This window comes from Enhygromyxa salina, from assembly GCF_000737335.2.
Lineage (GTDB): Bacteria > Myxococcota_A > Polyangia > Nannocystales > Nannocystaceae > Plesiocystis > Plesiocystis salina_C.
In genome coordinates this window covers 198,046-214,490 of sequence record NZ_JMCC02000029.1, presented here as the reverse complement: position 1 = coordinate 214,490, position 16,445 = coordinate 198,046, and the positions used below count along the sequence as shown (strand labels likewise).

General features: G+C 67.9%; 15 protein-coding genes and 1 tRNA gene. 7 read left to right on the top strand and 9 right to left on the bottom strand.

What is annotated here, in order from left to right:
• Positions 1-10: 10 nt before the first annotated feature.
• Positions 11-760, bottom strand: coding sequence for a glutathione S-transferase (locus tag DB30_RS13015; RefSeq protein WP_052548735.1), 750 nt, complete (start codon positions 758-760; stop codon positions 11-13).
• 66 nt (positions 761-826) lie between these two features.
• The gene (locus tag DB30_RS13010; RefSeq protein WP_052548734.1) at positions 827-1,537 is read right to left on the bottom strand and encodes a DUF2293 domain-containing protein; all 711 of its coding nucleotides are present in this window, start codon (positions 1,535-1,537) and stop codon (positions 827-829) included.
• Between the two features lie 181 nt (positions 1,538-1,718).
• On the opposite strand from DB30_RS13010, the gene DB30_RS13005 reads away from it, so the two are divergent.
• A complete protein-coding gene (locus tag DB30_RS13005) occupies positions 1,719-2,675 on the top strand; it encodes an Rpn family recombination-promoting nuclease/putative transposase (protein WP_052548733.1) in 957 nt (318 codons plus the stop codon).
• A 22-nt stretch (positions 2,676-2,697) separates the two neighbouring features.
• Here DB30_RS13005 and DB30_RS13000 read toward each other — a convergent pair whose 3' ends face one another.
• Positions 2,698-3,099, bottom strand: coding sequence for a hypothetical protein (locus tag DB30_RS13000; RefSeq protein WP_146658653.1), 402 nt, complete (start codon positions 3,097-3,099; stop codon positions 2,698-2,700).
• A 298-nt stretch (positions 3,100-3,397) separates the two neighbouring features.
• On the opposite strand from DB30_RS13000, the gene DB30_RS12995 reads away from it, so the two are divergent.
• Positions 3,398-4,987 (top strand): RCC1 domain-containing protein, encoded by a 1,590-nt coding sequence (locus DB30_RS12995; protein WP_146658652.1) that lies wholly within the window; start codon positions 3,398-3,400, stop codon positions 4,985-4,987.
• Between the two features lie 187 nt (positions 4,988-5,174).
• Here the strand turns inward: DB30_RS12995 and DB30_RS12990 are convergent, their stop codons facing one another.
• Positions 5,175-5,429 carry a hypothetical protein gene (locus tag DB30_RS12990; RefSeq protein ID WP_146658651.1) on the bottom strand — a complete coding sequence of 85 codons (255 nt, stop codon included), beginning with the start codon at positions 5,427-5,429 and terminating at the stop codon, positions 5,175-5,177.
• A 227-nt stretch (positions 5,430-5,656) separates the two neighbouring features.
• Positions 5,657-6,700 (bottom strand): DUF4349 domain-containing protein, encoded by a 1,044-nt coding sequence (locus DB30_RS12985; protein WP_052548729.1) that lies wholly within the window; start codon positions 6,698-6,700, stop codon positions 5,657-5,659.
• Between the two features lie 88 nt (positions 6,701-6,788).
• Here DB30_RS12985 and DB30_RS12980 point away from each other — a divergent pair, with 88 nt between their 5' ends.
• Complete coding sequence (locus DB30_RS12980) at positions 6,789-9,731, top strand: serine/threonine-protein kinase (RefSeq protein ID WP_146658650.1); 2,943 nt, start codon at positions 6,789-6,791, stop codon at positions 9,729-9,731.
• Positions 9,732-9,880: 149 nt separating this feature from the next.
• Here DB30_RS12980 and DB30_RS12975 read toward each other — a convergent pair whose 3' ends face one another.
• Genes DB30_RS12975 through DB30_RS12965 form a run of 3 tightly spaced genes read right to left on the bottom strand, consistent with a single transcriptional unit; the run spans position 9,881 to position 11,734 of the window.
• The gene (locus DB30_RS12975; RefSeq protein ID WP_052548727.1) at positions 9,881-10,276 is read right to left on the bottom strand and encodes a VOC family protein; all 396 of its coding nucleotides are present in this window, start codon (positions 10,274-10,276) and stop codon (positions 9,881-9,883) included.
• Between the two features lie 31 nt (positions 10,277-10,307).
• A complete protein-coding gene (locus DB30_RS12970) occupies positions 10,308-11,333 on the bottom strand; it encodes a helix-turn-helix domain-containing protein (protein WP_052548726.1) in 1,026 nt (341 codons plus the stop codon).
• On the bottom strand, positions 11,330-11,734 hold the full coding sequence (locus DB30_RS12965) for a hypothetical protein (protein WP_052548725.1): 405 nt from the start codon (positions 11,732-11,734) through the stop codon (positions 11,330-11,332). The genes DB30_RS12970 and DB30_RS12965 overlap by 4 nt, the downstream gene beginning before the upstream one ends.
• Positions 11,735-12,068: 334 nt before the next feature.
• Between DB30_RS12965 and gshB the strand changes: the two genes are divergently transcribed.
• Positions 12,069-13,025 carry a glutathione synthase gene (gene gshB / locus DB30_RS12960; RefSeq protein ID WP_052548724.1) on the top strand — a complete coding sequence of 319 codons (957 nt, stop codon included), beginning with the start codon at positions 12,069-12,071 and terminating at the stop codon, positions 13,023-13,025.
• Between the two features lie 92 nt (positions 13,026-13,117).
• Positions 13,118-13,876, top strand: a complete 759-nt coding sequence (locus tag DB30_RS12955) for an RNA polymerase sigma factor (RefSeq protein ID WP_052548723.1) — start codon at positions 13,118-13,120, stop codon at positions 13,874-13,876.
• Here DB30_RS12955 and DB30_RS12950 read toward each other — a convergent pair.
• On the bottom strand, positions 13,873-15,135 hold the full coding sequence (locus tag DB30_RS12950) for a glycosyltransferase (protein WP_052548722.1): 1,263 nt from the start codon (positions 15,133-15,135) through the stop codon (positions 13,873-13,875). The genes DB30_RS12955 and DB30_RS12950 overlap by 4 nt on opposite strands.
• Positions 15,136-15,416: 281 nt before the next feature.
• Between DB30_RS12950 and DB30_RS12945 the strand changes: the two genes are divergently transcribed.
• Together DB30_RS12945 and DB30_RS12940 are read left to right on the top strand one after the other, a co-directional pair.
• Positions 15,417-15,490 (top strand) — tRNA-Ile (locus tag DB30_RS12945).
• A gap of 86 nt (positions 15,491-15,576) precedes the next feature.
• On the top strand, positions 15,577-16,350 hold the full coding sequence (locus DB30_RS12940; protein WP_052548721.1) for a zinc ribbon domain-containing protein: 774 nt from the start codon (positions 15,577-15,579) through the stop codon (positions 16,348-16,350).
• Positions 16,351-16,445: the final 95 nt, after the last annotated feature.

Here is a 16,445-nt window from a genome sequence, read left to right as displayed (position 1 = left end):
TCGCCCGCCGTCAACAAATGTCGAGGTCGAGTTCGGGGTAGTGGCGAAAGATCCCGTCCTCGTTGAACGGCAAGCAGCGCTCCGACGCGCGGTAGGCTGCGATGTTGGGCAGCGCGTCAACGCGGTCGCGCAGGGCCACCAACCCCGGACAGCTAGCGCTCACGCTGACGAACGCGCGCGCGAACGCGTACTCCAGCCCACGCAGCAGCTGGTTCATGGACAGGTCGACGTAGCTGAGCGAGTCGCCGCACAGGTACTCGCCGCCGTTGGCTTGCAGCGCGGCCTCGAAGTAGCGCAGGAACTTGCCAATGCGCTGATCGACGAAGCCCCGGGCGTAGCGGAGCGCCTCGACTTTTTGGTCTTCGTAGTAGTCGCCCTTGGCCACGGGGTGATGGGTGTCGTGCGCCTCGGCGACCAAGTCCGCGATCGTCAGCTGCAGCTGCAGCGCCTGCGCGCGCTGGGGTTGCTCGAGCGGCGCGAGGCCGTGGCGCTCACCCAAGTACGCGCAGATGTTGGGCATCTGCGCGAGTCGAAGCTCGCCGTGGACCAGCACCGGCGGCGCGAGCGGGAGCAGCCCGGGACCTGGGGCGCGCAGCTGCTCGAGCACCGCCGAAGGACCGCCGCCGTCTTGTTTGGGTCGACGCGCGACGTCGTCGTAGGGCACGCCTGCCTGCTCGAGGACCAGGCGGACAAACTCCCCGCGGCCCGGCAGGAACGGCCAATAGTAGAGCTGATACGGCGCGGAGCTGGCGACGGCCATGGCCCCATGCTCGCTCACTCGACAGGCAGATCCAAGCGCAAGCGCCCCCACCCCCTGCCACGCTGGTCACAGCAGATCATCGTCCTCCGACTCGGCCGCAACCGCAGCCAGCCCGCGCTCGAGCGGACAGGTGCCCGCGTCGACGACTTGACCGCGACGGTAGCGTTCCAGCAGCTCGCGCGAGCGCTGGGCCAGCAGCCGACGGACCTCGCGCCGCATGCCCTTGACCCGCGGGATCGTCAGCGAGTCGTAGCCGGTGGTCTGGTGCCGCAGCCACGCGATCGTGGCGGCCTCGGCTCGGCGCTCGATCGGGATCCGCTTGGTCCGCGCCACCGTCCCGCTGCCAACTGGCACCGCGTGAGCACAGATCGCCGCCGCGAGCCGCTTGGCCAGCGCTGCGTGACGGGGGGCGAAGTTCAAGAAGCTCACGATCTCCAGCTCGAACTCGTCCGCGTAGTCGGCCTGCGCGACCGCCCTTCGTTGGCGGCCGGCCTCGAGCTTGCGGGCGTACTCGGGCTTGGCCCGCTCGAGCTCGAGCTCGCTGCGCAGCGCCGCGATATGCTTGGCCGGCGCCCAGATCCCAAGCGAGAAGCTCTTGCGGCCGCGGCGTTGCTTGACCGTCCACGTTGGGCCGGCCTTCTTCACGCGGCGGGTCAGCGCCGCGTCACCGGGGGGTAGCAGCGTCCAATCCTTGGGGACCTCGAGCAGCTCGCCAGCCTCGGTGCGCACTTGTCGAGGGCCGGGGCCGGGGGCAACTTCGCGGGTTCGCGCGGGCACGGGGGGGAGACATACGGCGCGAACGCGGATGACTCAAGTGGTCAGCCCCGAAGACCACATCTCCCCAATGATCTCCCAATCACCACGGTCGTACTTATCGACAAATTGATCCCACTAATTGTCGACTCACTTGACCCCGCCCAGACAACGCGTTTCCTCCCTCCCCTGGTACGTTGCCTCGATGACAGCGACGCCCCACGACGCCCTGTTCAAGGCCGCGTTCGAACACCCGGAACACGCGGCGGGATTCCTGCGCAGCATCCTGCCTGCCCCGATCTGCGCCGCGATCGACTGGTCGACGATCGCCCACGAGCCTGGCTCATTCGTCGCCCCGCGGCTGTCGGGGCATCACACGGATCTATTGTTTCGCGCCCGGCTGATCGGCCACGCCGAGCACATCTACTTCTACCTCCTGCTCGAGCACCAGAGCACCCTCGACCCCGACATGCCTCGGCGCATGCTTGGCTACGTCATGCACAAGTGGGAGCGCGAACGGAAGCGCCGATCGGCGCCGCTACCGATCGTGCTGCCAATCCTCATCTGCCATGTCCCAGGCGGCTGGACCGCCCCCACCAGCATGCAGGCGCTGTTCGAGCCCCCGCCCAACGCGATCCCGGGCCTCGCCAAGTTCGTCCCGCACCTGACCATGCACGTCGAGGACCTGTCCTCGCGCAGCAACGTCGAGCTCCGCAGCTTCTCCCTGGCCGCGTTTCCAATGCTCGCGCTATGGTTGTTGCGGGACGCTCGCACGCCCGGCGCGCTGTTCGACAACTTCGGTCATTGGGCCGACGCATTCGCCGCCACCCTCCAGGCACCGAGCGGCGCCGAGAGCTATCTGCAGCTGCTGAGCTATGTGTTCTGGGTGTGCAACCGAGAGCACTACGACCGATTTCGTGAGAATATCCAAGCGCAACTCCCCCAGGCCAAGGACACCGTCATGAAAATTGCCGAGATGCTGATCGAACAAGGCCGCAACGAAGGCCGCAACGAGCTCCTCGAGAAGCTGCTAGCGCTCAAGTTTGGCCCCCTGCCACCCACATACAAAGCCCGCCTCGCAAGCGCCACGCTCGAACAGCTCGATCTCTACGCCACCCGGGTGCTGACCGCCGACTCACTCGAGGCCGTGTTCGCCGGCTGATCAACCTGCGTCCTGGCCGATGTCACCTGCTCGGGGCCCGCGCCACCACCTCGAGAACATAGGCCCGAAGCGCTGGGGCCCGCATCGCCTCGACATTCTGATAGACCGCCTCGTGAGGAACGTCGAGACCGCGCCGCCCATACTCGAAGATCGTCATGAGCACGACGTCGGGGCTCTCGCCGGCGAGCCAAGTCGCGAGTTCGATCGTGTCGAGACCTCCCAATTTCGCCACGACGTCCGCGACCAGAACAGACACTTTGGCGGCATCACCTACACTGAGGGTGACCCGCCGAAGGACCTCCCAGGTGAGCTCCGTCAGCCCCGCTGGTGGGGGTTCAGGGTCCTGACGGACGCGCCGAACGCAGGTTGCATGCGGAGACGAGCGGTTGACCGATGCCCGCCAGGTTGTCAGGCTGCGCACCATGCGTTCCCGCAGCCTAGCGTTCCTCATGAGCCTATGCGCCTGCACCACGGCGAGCACACCAGGGCGGACGGCGTCCCCACAACGCGACGGGTCAACGGGCGCCGCCGAGGCGGGCGCCGCGACTCCTGTGGGCTTGCATCACCTCGCAGGCGGATGCGTACTCGACGACGCGGGTTCTCTGCTGTGCGTACGAGAGTGGCTCCAACCGGTCCCTGGCGTCCCCAAGCTCGAGACGCTCAGTGTGTGGCCCGCTGGGCTCGGGCACTGCGGCCTCGGCCTGGACGGCGACCTTGTTTGCGTGGACCAACCCGGGGTCGCGCTCACCGCCACGCTCTCAGATGGGATCGAACGGGTCGATGGCGACATCGTCCTCTCCAAAACCGGGCAACGTTTCCTTGCGGCCCGGCACGTCGTGAAGGGACACCAAAAACTCGATCTTGAACCGCTCACGACGCTTGAAACATACGACCAAATCATCGCTCGGCAGACGCTCTATTCAGGCTACAGCGGGTGGTTTGCGCTGGGTGCCGAGGACTCCAAGCTGATTCGTGCGTGGGCAGATTGCGGCTACTCAGAAAGGTGCCTCAACACGCCCTCGGTCCCGCTTCCGATGCTCGACGGACTCGGCGACATCCAGGACGCGGTCGTCATCGATCTCGGCGCAGGGTGTGCGCTGCGGGCTCAGGGCCGCATCGACTGCTGGGACGCAGAGGGCAAGCCAACCGTGAGAAGGCACGCCGCGGACGGTCGCGCTCGCCAACTCGTCGCAAGTGAGTTCGAGGGACTTGGCTCCGGCATTTGCGCGACGACGAAAGACACCATCGTATGCGAAGACTTCGCAAGCGAGAGCACGCACACGATCCGGGTCGCCGGGGTCCGCGAAGTCTCGGAATACGACGGTCGCCTGTGCGCGGTCGGGGACGCGCCTGGCGTCGTCTGCCTGCGCACCGTCCTGCGTGAAAGCGTCCCCACCCAAGTCGCATCGCTTCCGCCGGTTCGCCAGCTCACCCACGGAAACAAAGGCTGGTGTGCGGTGACCGAAGCGGGAGCACTCGTTTGTTGGGGCGATCCGTTCTCGCCACACCAATCCAAAGTCGTCGGAGGCGTACAAAAGCCTGGGCATCCATACGCGTCGCCCACAACGATCATTCCCACGGGCGTCGAGGGCTTCTGGATGGCTGATGAGGGAGGCGCTTGGTGCATCTCCCGCGAAGGAACGACCCGATGTGAGGGCCTTGATTGGGAGCGTGATCTGACGGAGAACGAGACGATCTTCGAGCTTGGACTCTCCACGCTTTGCACGATATCGGCGGGAAGGCCCCGCTGCCTCGAGTCGGAACACGATGGATATACGCCACGGTTGCGCGATGCCGCCGGGCGTCAACCTGTCACAGCCATCGGGCTGGGTTCCTTCCTCGAAACCGGGTGCCTGTCACGGGGGCAAGAGGTTACGTGCTGGGTCGAGTTCGACAGTGCCGATCTGCGCCATACCACCCTCCCCGCTCCCATCGCGAATCTTGCCATCTCCAACGATGACCAAGTCGTATTCTTGGAAGACGGCCGCGTCATGAGCCGCGCAGACCCAGACGAGAAGTTCGAGACCATCCCCGACCTCCGACTGACCGACTTCCACCCTCACGGCTCCAGGTGGACCGGCGTCACGGAGACCGGAGTTGCGTGCGGGGTGGGCGAGGACGTCCGCCACGTTCCCTGGCCGGGTGCTCGATGGGCAGAATGCAACGTTTCGAGCGGCTGCCTGTTGGATGAAGAAGGCGGCGTTTACTGCTGGGGCGCGCAGTCCCACGGAGAGACTGGCCACGGATGGTCTCCGCTCGGGCTCGCCCGGGTTCCCATGCGGCCCGGAGAGTCGATAGGAACGGTAGAGTAGACTGCGACGAGAACGCGATTCCTTGCAACGTGACGGGCTTCAGCCCGTCACGTTGCACGCATGGCGTACCCACGACGATCGGCTCCACCCATTTGCGCCCGATCTCTACGTCACCCAGGTGCTGTCCGCCGACTCACTCGGGCCGTGTTCGCAGAGATCCCTACAAGCCTGCGGCGTCCTGCCGATGTCACCTGCTCGGGGCCCGCGCCAAGACCTCGAGAACATAGGCCCGAAGCGCTGGGGCCCGCATCGCCTCGACATTCTGATAGATCGCCTCGACATTCTGATAGACCGCCTCGTGAGGAACGTCGAGACCGCGCCGCCCATACTCGAAGATCGTCATGAGCACGACGTCGGGGCTCTCGCCGGCGAGCCAAGTCGCGAGTTCGATCGTGTCGAGACCTCCCAATTTCGCCACGACGTCCGCGACCAGAACAGACACTTTGGCGGCATCAGCAACACTGAGGGTGACCCGCCGAAAAACCTCCCAGGTGAGCTCCGTCAGCCCTCGTCGCATGTCGGCCAGCGAACGCCAGCTTTCGAGCTCGAGCGAGGCCTAGATGATCTGGCATGTATCTCCGCCCGGTCCGGTGTAGACGCTTACTTGGATGTCTTCAGGCCCAATCACCGATATTCGGGGTACCGGTTCCATTGGCCATCCCCGCTCGCTCACCGGTACGCGGTGATCTCGACCCCAAGGGTGTCGACCCACGGAAACGGATCATTGCTGGTCGGCAGCTGATCAAACTCCGTGCGCGGGCTCAGGATCACCGTCAGCGTGGAGAAGTCGATCAGCTCCGACAGCTGCCGCATCCGCACCCGCGCGGACTCGAGCTCGAGGCGCACACGATCCAGCTCGACGCGAATCTTAAGCGCCTCCTCCACGCTCGTGGCCCGGGCCAGCAGCGCCTCGAGCTGCGCGACGATCTCCTCGAGCACGAGGATCCGCGAGTCGAGATCGATGTACTCCGCGGTGACGTCCTCGGCGAGCAGGGTTCGGTCGAGCACGACCCCGAGTTCCATGAGCTCCTTCATCGCGTCGAACAGCCGGTTGGCCCGGATCCGCACGGTGATCTGGTAGTCGTAGCGCGACTCGATCCAGCCACCGTAGCGCTGCGGCAGGCTCTCGGTCAGCTCGGCAGCGGCGTCGAGATCGTAGACCGAGATGTGAAGCAGCGCCGTGTAGATGACCTGCCGCGCGACGTCGGCGGGGTCGGACTCGGTCGCGGTGAGCTCGGGGACGTCGACCGACGTGGGCGTGGGCGCTGCGGCGCCTCCAGACGGCGCGGCTTCGGCTGGGCTGGCGACCCTCTTGCCGAGCTTGCGATCGGCCTTGTTCGCGTCCTGGTTCGCGCCTCGGCGCCCGCGGTCGCTCACCGTAGCGACATCGCGGGCCGGGGCGCGCTTCGACTTGGACTCCACGACCATCGGCGGGGGCGCGGGCGCGGGCACCATCATGTCGTCCTCGAACATGGACTCCTCGTCGCCGTAGCTGTCGCCCACACAGATCCCGCCGTCGCAGTACAGCCCCGGATCACAGCCACCACCGGCCGTGCACGAGCACCCTTGCGACCCGACCGAGCACTCGGCGAACGCTGGCGCGACCGTGAGCTGATGGGTGTTGGCGGTGACCTGCATGCACGCGAGCGGCAGCGCCAAGACCACGCCGATCAGGAACAGGCGGAGCAACGATCGCCAACGATGGTTGGGCATGACAGCACTCTAGCCCACTCGCCCAGGCGCTGGGGTGCTGTTGTTGGTACCGGCGCGGCTGCCTGAGGTATCTTGGGTCCAAGGGATCTTGGCGAACGAGTCCGAACATCCGACGCTGATCGGCGGCGAGCAAGGCGAAGCGCTGGGCCAGCGCAGCTCTGGCGACGACACGCTGATCGCCCCCGACGCCGAGTCGGTCCCGCGTACCGGCGGCGCGCGGCGGGCAAAGATCCTCGCGCGGGGCCACTCGATCGGGCGCTACGTCGTGATCGATCGACTCGGCGCCGGCGGGATGGGGGTGGTCTACACGGCCTACGATCCCGAGCTGGATCGCAAGGTCGCGGTCAAGCTGCTGCAGACCGGGCATGGCGGGTCGAGCCGCGGGACCACGGGCGCGACTCGGTTGCAGCGCGAGGCCCAGGCCATGGGCGCGCTCTCGCACCCGAACGTGATCACGGTCCACGACGTCGGGACCTTCGACGACGAAGTGTTCGTGGCGATGGAGTTCGTCGACGGCTGGACCCTTGGCGGTTGGCTCGAGGCAAAGACGCGCTCGCTCGCCGCGATCCTCGAGGTGTTTCAGGCGGCCGGCCAGGGGCTCGCGGCCGCCCACGCGGCGGGCTTGATCCACCGCGACTTCAAGCCCGACAACGTGATGGTGGGTCGTGACGGGCGGGTCCGGGTGATGGACTTTGGACTCGCGCGGCGCATGGACGCGAGCCCGGACCGCGAGGCCAAGGTCGCGGCGCAGCTCGAGCCTTCACCGCCCAACCTGGATCTGACCACGACCGGCGCGGTGCTCGGGACCCCGGCGTACATGTCTCCCGAGCAGCACCTGAGCAAGCCAACCGACGCTCGCTCGGATCAGTTCAGCTACTGCGTGGCGCTGTACGAGGCGGTGTATGGCGAGCGGCCGTTCCGAGGCGAGAATTTCGCCGCGCTGGCGTTCGCCGTGTACCGCGGGCAGATCGCCGACGCGCCAAGTGGTTCAAAGGTGCCGGGGTGGCTGCGCAGCGTGCTGCTGCGCGGACTCGCGACCATGCCCGAGGCCCGCTTCACCAACATGGACGAGCTGTTGGCCCAGCTCGGTCGGGATCGCCGGAACGTCGCCCGACGCTGGGCGCTGGTCGGAGCTGGCGCGCTGATCCTCGCCGCCGTGACCTGGGGGACCCTGGCCTCGCGCACGCAAGCCAGCGTGTGTACGGGCGGCCAAGCGCAGCTCGAGCAGGTCTGGAACGACGCGCGCCGGTCCGAGCTCGAGCGGGCCTTCGCTTCAACCGACAAGCCCTACGCCGCGCACACCTGGGCAACCGTCTCGCCGATCATTCATGCCTACGGGCAGGCGTGGATCGAAGCGCACCAAGACGCGTGCGAGGCCACCCGCGTGCGGGCCGAGCAGAGCGACGAGCTGCTGGATCTTCGCATGATGTGCCTGCGCGAGCGCCTGCAAGGCCTGCGGGGGATCGTGGATGCCTACGCGAGCGTGGGCCCCGACGCGCTCGAAGGGCTCGATGCCGCGGTCGAGCTGGCCAGCGATCTCGCGCCGATCTCCGAGTGTAGCGACATCGAGCGCTTGAGCGCGCCGATCAAGCCGCCCAGTGATCCGCAGGCCCGCGAGGCTGTGGCGTTGCTGCGAGAGCAGCTCGCGGGGGTGCGTACGCTGGCCGCTCGCGGTGCTTATGCACAGGGCGTCGAGCAGGCCAGCGCCGCGCTGTCCCGCGCGCGCGAGCTGGACTATGCGCCGGCCACCGCCGAAGCGCTGGTGTGGCTGGGTCGGCTGCAACACCTCGCGGGCGACCACGCCAGCGCCGAGCAGAGCCTGCTCGAGGGCGCAGACCAGGCGGCGATCGGGCGTCACGATCGGGTGGCCGCGCGCGCGTGGATCGAGCTGGTCGAGGTCGTGGGCGCCAAGCAAGCGCGGCCGCGCGAGGGCACGCTGCTGGCCAAGGTCGCGGCCGCCGCCAACCACCGCGGCGACGACGACGGACAGACCGCGGATCTGGCGGTGGCGCTCGCGGCTGTCTACAAGGTCGAGGCCCGGTTCGACGCGGCGCAGACCGAGCTCGAGCAGGCGCTGCAGCTGCGCCAGGCCAAGCTCGGCAGCGATCATGTCGAGGTCGCCGACACCTTGCTCGCGCTTGGCGAGATCCTGCGCGAGCAAGGCCACTACGAACAAGCAACAGCCCGCTTCGAGGCCGCGCGCACGATCCTCGAGACCACGCTGGGCTCGCAGCACCCCGAGGTCGCGCGGGTCTACAACAGCATGGGCAACGCGGCGATTCGGGCGGGGCGGCTAGATGAAGCGATCGGCTATCACGAGGCCGCGCTCGCCATTCGCGAAGCCTCACTCGGCCCCGAGCACCCCGACGTCGCCGCGAGCCTCAACAACCTGGGCGCCGCCCACGAAGGGCTGGGACAGCTGACCGAGTCGCTGGCCAACCACCAGCGCGCGCTCGCGATCCGCAGCGTGGCGCTGGGCGAGACCCACCCCAACGTTGCGATGTCGCTCAACAACATCGGCAACGTCTACAGGACAATGGGGCAGCTCGACGACGCGCTGTCCCACTACGAGCGCGCGCTCGCGATCAAGATCGAGGCGCTCGGCCCCGAGCACCCGTCCGTTGGCGAGACCCTTGGCAACATCTCCAACGTCCACGTCAGTCGCAAGCAGTGGGAGCCTGCGCTCGAGTTTGCGCTGCGCACCCAGACGATCTTCGAGGCCAGCTTGGGCCCCGAGCACCCCAACGTCGGCTCGGGGCTGGTCAACCTGTCGTCGATCCACGCGCACCTGCTCGAGTGGGACGCCGCGTTGGCCACGGCCGAGCGCGGGTTGGCGATCTTCTTGGCGATCCTCGACCCCAACCACCCGCTGGTTGCCAGCGCGCGCATGAACCTCGGGATCGCGCAGCTCCATCTGGGCAACGCAGCGCAGGCTGCATCGGAGCTCGAGCAGGCGCGCGCGGTGACGGTGGGCAGCGGGTCCAAGCAAGGCCTCGCCCAGACCGATCGATCGCTCGGCGTGGCCTACTAGGAGCTCGGTCGGCGCGAGGAAGCGCGCGCGTCAATGACGAGCGCGCTCGAGGTTCTCGAGCAGCAAGACGACAAAGCCGCCGACGCCGAGCAGATCAGGGCGTGGCTGCGCACCCACCAAGCGCGCGCGCGCCCCTGATCACAGCAACCTCAACTCCCGCCAGCACCGCGGCTGCGCGGCACGTGCTGGTCGAACATGATCTGGTTGCCGTCTGGATCCTGAAGCAGGATGTGGGCCGGCCCGTCCCCGGGCTCGACGGGGGTCGTGATCTCGACCCCCGCCGCTTGCAGGCGGGCCTGAATCTCGCGGACATCCTCGAACGCGTCGAGCGGCTTGGCGTCGTCGCTCCACCCGGGGTTGAAGGTGAGGATGTTGGCCTCGAACATGCCCGCGAACAGGCCGATCGTGGCGGCTCCACAGCGGAGGATCGCCCAGCCTTGCTTGGGGTCTCCACCAAAGCTGGTGAAGCCAAGCTGTTCGTAGAACGCGATCGAGGCGTCGATGTCCTTGACCGCGAGTGAGACCGAGAAAGCGCCGAGGCTCATGGGCTTGGATCTACCAGATCCAAGCCCCCGCCTACGGTGCCAACTCTTTGCGCAGCAGCTTGATCACCTGCTCGACCTGCCGCTTGCGACGCTTGAGCTCGTCGTTGCGCTCGTTCTTTGGCAGACGCTCGACCTGGCCGCAGAAGCGCTCGAGGTGCGCGAGCGCTTGACCCTTGCCGCCAACCTCGAGCAGCGCCCGGGCCAGGCCGTAGTGGGCTTCTAGCTGATCCGGATCGCTGCGCAGGACCTGACGAAAGCCGCCGATCGCCAGCACGAACTCGCCGCTGCGCAGGGCCAGCTCGGCCAGGTTGCACTGGGCCTCGGGCTGGTCGGGATCGCTGCGCAGCGCCTGATCAAAGCAGTCACGGGCGCGCTCGAGATCGGTGGTGAACGCCAGCAAGCTGCCGAGGTTGGTCCACGCCGCCGCGAAGTTGGGATCGAGCTCGACGGCCTGCTCGTAGTGTCCGAGCGCCGCCAAGAAGTTGGGCGAGCCCAAGGTCACGCCGTCCCACTGCTCTTCGGCGGCGAGCCCAGCTTGAAACGCCTCGTACGCGCTGGACGAGCCGCGCATCGGCGCGCGGCGATCGGGATCTTTGCCCTCGACCCACGGCAAGGTCAGGACCTGGGCGACCTGATCGCGCAGCTTCTCGACGTCGAAGTCGAGCAGCAGCTGGCCGGTCGTGGCCTCGAAGGTGTTCTCGCCGTCCTCGACCAAGATCCGATCACAGTCGCTGCGGATCCGCAGGCGCGCGAGCGGGGCGTCGACCCGCGGCAAGTGGCCACGCAGCGCGTCGAGGCTGCGACGGACCCGCTGCAGCGGCAGCCCAGCGTCGAGCAGCTCCTTGGCGACCTTGATCGAGATCAGATCCTTGAAGGTGTAGAAGCGCCGCGCTCCGTTGCGGGCCGACGGGGAGATGAACCCAGTCTGCGACCAGTAGCGGACCCGGCTCTCGGGCAGCTCGAACAGGCGCGCGACCTCGGCCACGGTGTAGTGATGCTCGGCGCCGGGCCCGGGGCCAGCCTCGTCGAGCTCGAGTCGTTCGTGGGCCTCGTTCATCCGTGCGCCTCGTACACTTTCTTGACGGGGGATCGTAGCGAGACGACCGCGTCGCCGTCGATCAGAATTCGTGCGCCGGACACTCGCACGACCGGGACCAGCTCGATCCTCAGCGAGCGGGGCGCCGCTTCGAACAGCTCCGCGAGCTTCGGGCGGGCCAGCTCGATCAGCCGGCGGCGGACCTCGTCGCTCCCGCGCATGAGCTCGGCGACCCGCTCGGTCGTGGCCTCGTCGGGGCGCTCGCGCAGCAGCGCCGCGCTGCGCGACAGGTCCAAGGTCAGCATGACCGTGGCGTAGACGCGCTCGGCGTCGGCAAGCGAGGCGCGCGTCTCGAGATCACGGTCGCCTTCGATCAGCAGCTCGGACGAGCAAAACAGGATCTCGAGCGCGTTGTCCGACAACGACTCTCGAACCTCGCGACGTATCAAGGGGATGCGTCGAACCCGGGGCCAGGTCGGCCCTAGAAGCTCGCGGGCGAGCGCCGCTGCGGATTTGGGATCAGATGTAGTCACAGGCCCTACAAGTATGCCTGGCCAAACCCAGGTCACCCAAGATTCGGAGATCTTGGCGGGGTCCGAGCGGCGGCACAACTACCCGCCGGAATGGGACGGGAGCAAGTGCTCAGGTAGCGATCACGGGGGGCTCCCAGCCCGGCCGCGAGGCGCGTGCGAGTCGTCCACAGGTCGTCCACAGCCGGCGGTCGGCTGGGGATAAATTCGCAGTACCTTCGCGGGGATGGCCGACGTCCTGTTCGTTCTCGACCCGCTCGCGCTGATCAACCCGCGCGCCGACACCAGCTACGTGATGATCACCGAGGCCCTGCGCCGCGGCCACCGACCCTTCTACGTGACCCTGGACGGGCTGTCGGTCTCCGGCAGCGTCGCGTGGGCGCGGGCTCGCCCGCTTGGACCCGCGAGCGAGGAGCCGCTCGCGGCGATGGTCGATCGCGGCGAGGCCCAAGCGCGCCCGCTCAGCTCGTTCGCGGTCGTGCTCATGCGCAAGGACCCGCCGGTCGACCCCAGCTTCATCGCCGCCACCTGGATCCTGGATCGCGCCGGAACCTTGGTCCTCAACCACCCCGGGGGCCTGCGGGATCTCAACGAGAAGCTCAGCATGCTGGAGTTCCCCAAGCTGATCCCCGACACGCGGCTGCTTCGGACGATCCCGGATCTTCGTGCCGCGCTCGACGACATGGGCGGCAAAATGATCGTCAAGCCGCTGCTGGGCTACGGCGGCCGCGAGATCCTGCAGGCCAAGCGCGGCGATCCCAACCTCTCGACCGTGCTCGAGATCGCGACCGCGGACGAGACCCGCTGGACAGTGGCGCAGCAGTTCATCCCCGAGGCCAGCGAGGGTGACAAGCGCATCTTGCTGATCGAGGGAGAGCCGGTTGGCGCGGTGCTGCGGGTCCCCGCCGCGGGCGAGCTGCGCGACAACTTCCACGCGGGCGGCCAGGGCGTAGCGACCGAGTTGACCGACCGCGAGTGGTACATCTGCTCGATCGTGGGCCCGTGGCTGCGCGATCGCGGCCAGCTGTTCGTGGGCTTGGACGTGATCGGGCCGTACCTGACCGAGATCAACGTCACCAGCCCAACCGGCATGCAAGAGATCAACCGCCTCGGCAAGCTCGAGGGCGACGCGACCATGCAAGCGAAATTCTGGGATGCCGTCGACGCGCGGCTGTCTGCGTGACCCAGAACCCACGACCGCCTGCGGACGGCGTTCTCGGATTGGTTCAGTTCGCGGCGCGTGGCGGCAACGAACAGTGATAGCCTGGGCTCCGCATGTCGAGCCCGCCCCAGACCGTTCGCGAGCTGCTGACCCAGGAGCTCCCCAATCTCTACGCCTTCGCCTACCAGATGTGTGGCGCCCGCCGTGACGCGGCCCGCTTCCTGGAGGAGCTGACGCAGCAGGTCGCGAAGCTCGACGATCAAAAGTTGCTCCATGACGGCGACCCCGCCCGCACGCTGCTCGGCATGATGGCGCGGACCATGGAAGAAAACTTGGGCCGTCGCTCGGACCACAGCTTCGAGTCGCTCGACAACGTGCTGCGCTCCGACATCACGCGGCCGATTGATCTGAGCAACGTGGGCATGGGCGACGACCCGACCAAGGTCCACCTGATGCTGTGGGAGCTCAAGCGGACCTGCCTGACCTCGGTGCTGGGCTGCCTGCCGCCAGGCGTGCGCTTGTCGTTCGTGCTCACGGATCTCGCGGGGCTGTCACCAAGCGAAGCGGCCGAGATGCTGGGGATCAAAGAGAGCGCGTACCGGGTGCGGCTGACTCGCGCGCGCAAGCGGATCGAGGACTACCTGGCCCCGCGCTGCTACCACGTCGATCGCGAGAACCCGTGCACGTGCACGGGCCGGTTGATGATCGCGGTGGACGCCGGGTTCGTGAAGCCGCCCACGAGCGCCGCCGACATTCCCCACGAGCCGCACGACACTGGCGGCCCGCAGCGCGATGTTGGCAGCCTGTACCGCGGGCTGCCCAACGTGGCGATGCCCCAGGGCGAGTTCACCCGGCTGCTCGACGGCTTTTAGGAATACCGGCGCAGCACCTCGCGGTGCAGCGCGGCGTAGTCCGCCCCCATCCGCGCGGCACAAAACGCCTCGCGCGCGAGCGCGACGGCGTCGCGGGAGATCGCCAGCATCGCCTCGGGGTGCTCGCACAGCTCGTGCACCGCCTTGACCAGCCCCTGTGGCCCAACCGCCGGATCCACGCGCGCCCCGATCTCTCGGCCGCGCCCATCCGCCGTGGTGAACAGCTCGCGGATCGGCGCGCGGTCCAACGCGACCAACGCCAGGCCCTCGCGCATGCCCTCGAGCAAGACCAGCGGAATGTCCAAGCGTCGGTGAACCTCGTCGGCGACGAACAGCTGGATCGCGCAGCGGCGCAGCAGCGCGGGCATGTCGTCGACCTCGCCGCGCAGCTCGACGCGGCCGGCACCGATCGCCCCAGCCAGCTCGCGCGCGAGCCGGCTGCGCTCGTCGTGCTCGATGATCTGATCAGGCCGGCACGCGATGATCAGCGTCCAGCCCCGCAGCGCAGGCTCGCTCAAGGTCCGGGCCAGCTCGATCAGCCGATCCGCCGCCCCCATGTCGAGCTCACCCGCGTAGATGATCGCCCGGCGCTCGTGGAGCTGCGCGGGGTTCTCGATCGCGGCCGCCTCCGAGACGTCAACGCCCGGGTGGATCATGTGCACGCGCTCGGCCGCGACGCCGCTGCCGATCAAGCGATCACGCGTGTGCGCCGAGAGCGTGACCACGCCGTCGAGCACCTCGAGCATGTGCGCGCAGGCCTCGAGCCCTGTCGCGCAGGTCAGCGTCTGCAGCACCGGCGAAGGGCGCTCGTGGGTACCCCGCCTGCGGCCGCGCAACACCGACGACGCGACCGTGAAGATCGACCGCGCCCCCGAGGCCGCGCGCCGGGTCAAGCTCATCGTGCTCGCCAGTGGTTCGGGGGTCGCTGCCACGCCCGCGGCCACGCGCTCGGTCAGGGGCCCAGGCGCGAAGAACAGATGCACAGGCTGGCGTCGGTGCTCCCGCGCGATCAAGGCCGCGCCGATCGCCGCGCGCTCGAGCACTTGTGCGCCCCGCCCACCGGGCAAGCGCGGGACTCGAAGCAGACCGTCGCCGCAGGTCCGGGCTCGCAGCGGACGGCGGGGATCCCCAAAGTAGTCGCAGGGTTCGGCGGGCAGCGCGGGGATCAGCTCGCGCAAGAGCGCGGGGCCCCCGTCGAGCACCGGACCGATCACCGGACGCGAGACCAGCAGCCAGCGGGTGCTACTCGACGACGCCATACAGGGCGCAGAGTAGTGCGAGCGGCGGGCAATTCCCACGCCTTCGTCGGGACCGCCCGCGCCCAGAGCTCGCGCTTCGCGGGCGATGCGCACCCTCGCTGTTGGCACCGCGGGGGCAGCTGCCCGAGCGCCGTCGTTTGCGTTCGCGATAGCCCCAGCACGCATCCAACCCGCGGCGGCCGAACGCGCGGACCCGTCGGACCTCCCCCGAGCACCCAGCCTTGGGCTGATCACCCGCCGCGTTTGACGAGGCCGACCGCCCTCCCTATCGTTCGGGCCACGGGCCCATAGCTCAGTCGGTTAGAGCGGCCGGCTCATAACCGGTTGGTCCCAGGTTCGAGCCCTGGTGGGCCTACTCCCGTCCCAAACCGCGCGGCCGTCTGCTGACGCCGGGTGCGTTGGGAGTGCACCACCCCCCCAAGAAAAGGCACTCAAGACCCGATGAAGGATCAGATCGAGGCGCTCCATCGCTTGCAGACGCAAGACCGCCAGTTGGTGTCAATCGAGCGAAAGCTGGGCTCGATACCCCGTCGCAAGCAGGAGATGGACCGCGACCTTGCCAAGCTCGAGGCCATGCTGCAGGCCGAGACCGGCAAGCTCGACGACAGCCGAGCGTTTCGCACGGATCAGGATCGCCAACTCGAAGACGAGCGCGATCAGATCCGCAACAGCAAGGCCCGCATCTCCAACGTCAAGACCCCGCGCGAGCTCAACGCAGCCCAGCGCGAGCTCGACGGCACCCGGCGCCTGGCCGAGAAGCGCCAGACCGAGCTGACCAGCATCGACACTGCGATCGCCGAGGCAGAAGAGCGCATCAAGGGCATGGAAGGCGGCCTGACCGAGCTTCGCGAGAGCTTCGCGAGCGAGCGAACCCGCCTCGACGAGGTCGAAGCCAAGCTCACGCGCACCTACAAGAAGGCTCGCAGGAACCGCAAGGGCCTGACCGAGAAGGTCGAGAAAGTCACCCTTCGCCGCTACGAGCGAGTCCGCAAGCGGGTCGGGGGCATCGGCTTCGTGGCTGTGCGCGAGCGCAGGTGCACCGCCTGCAAGATGGCCGTGCCACACCAGACCTACGTGTCGCTGCGCAACGCAGAGCTGATCGCCCTGTGCGAGAGCTGCGGCCGGATGCTCTACTGGGGCGGGCTGTTCCCTGACGAGAACAAGCCCAAAGAGACCGAGCGCAAAGAAGCCCCCGCCGAAGCTTCAGCCGACTAGTGCCGCACACCCTAAGTTCGTTCCGGGTTAGGTGCGGAGCTGAGGCCCAAGGGCGAGGAGCGGCGACGACGCTGTACCGGGCGTACTGCTAGGAG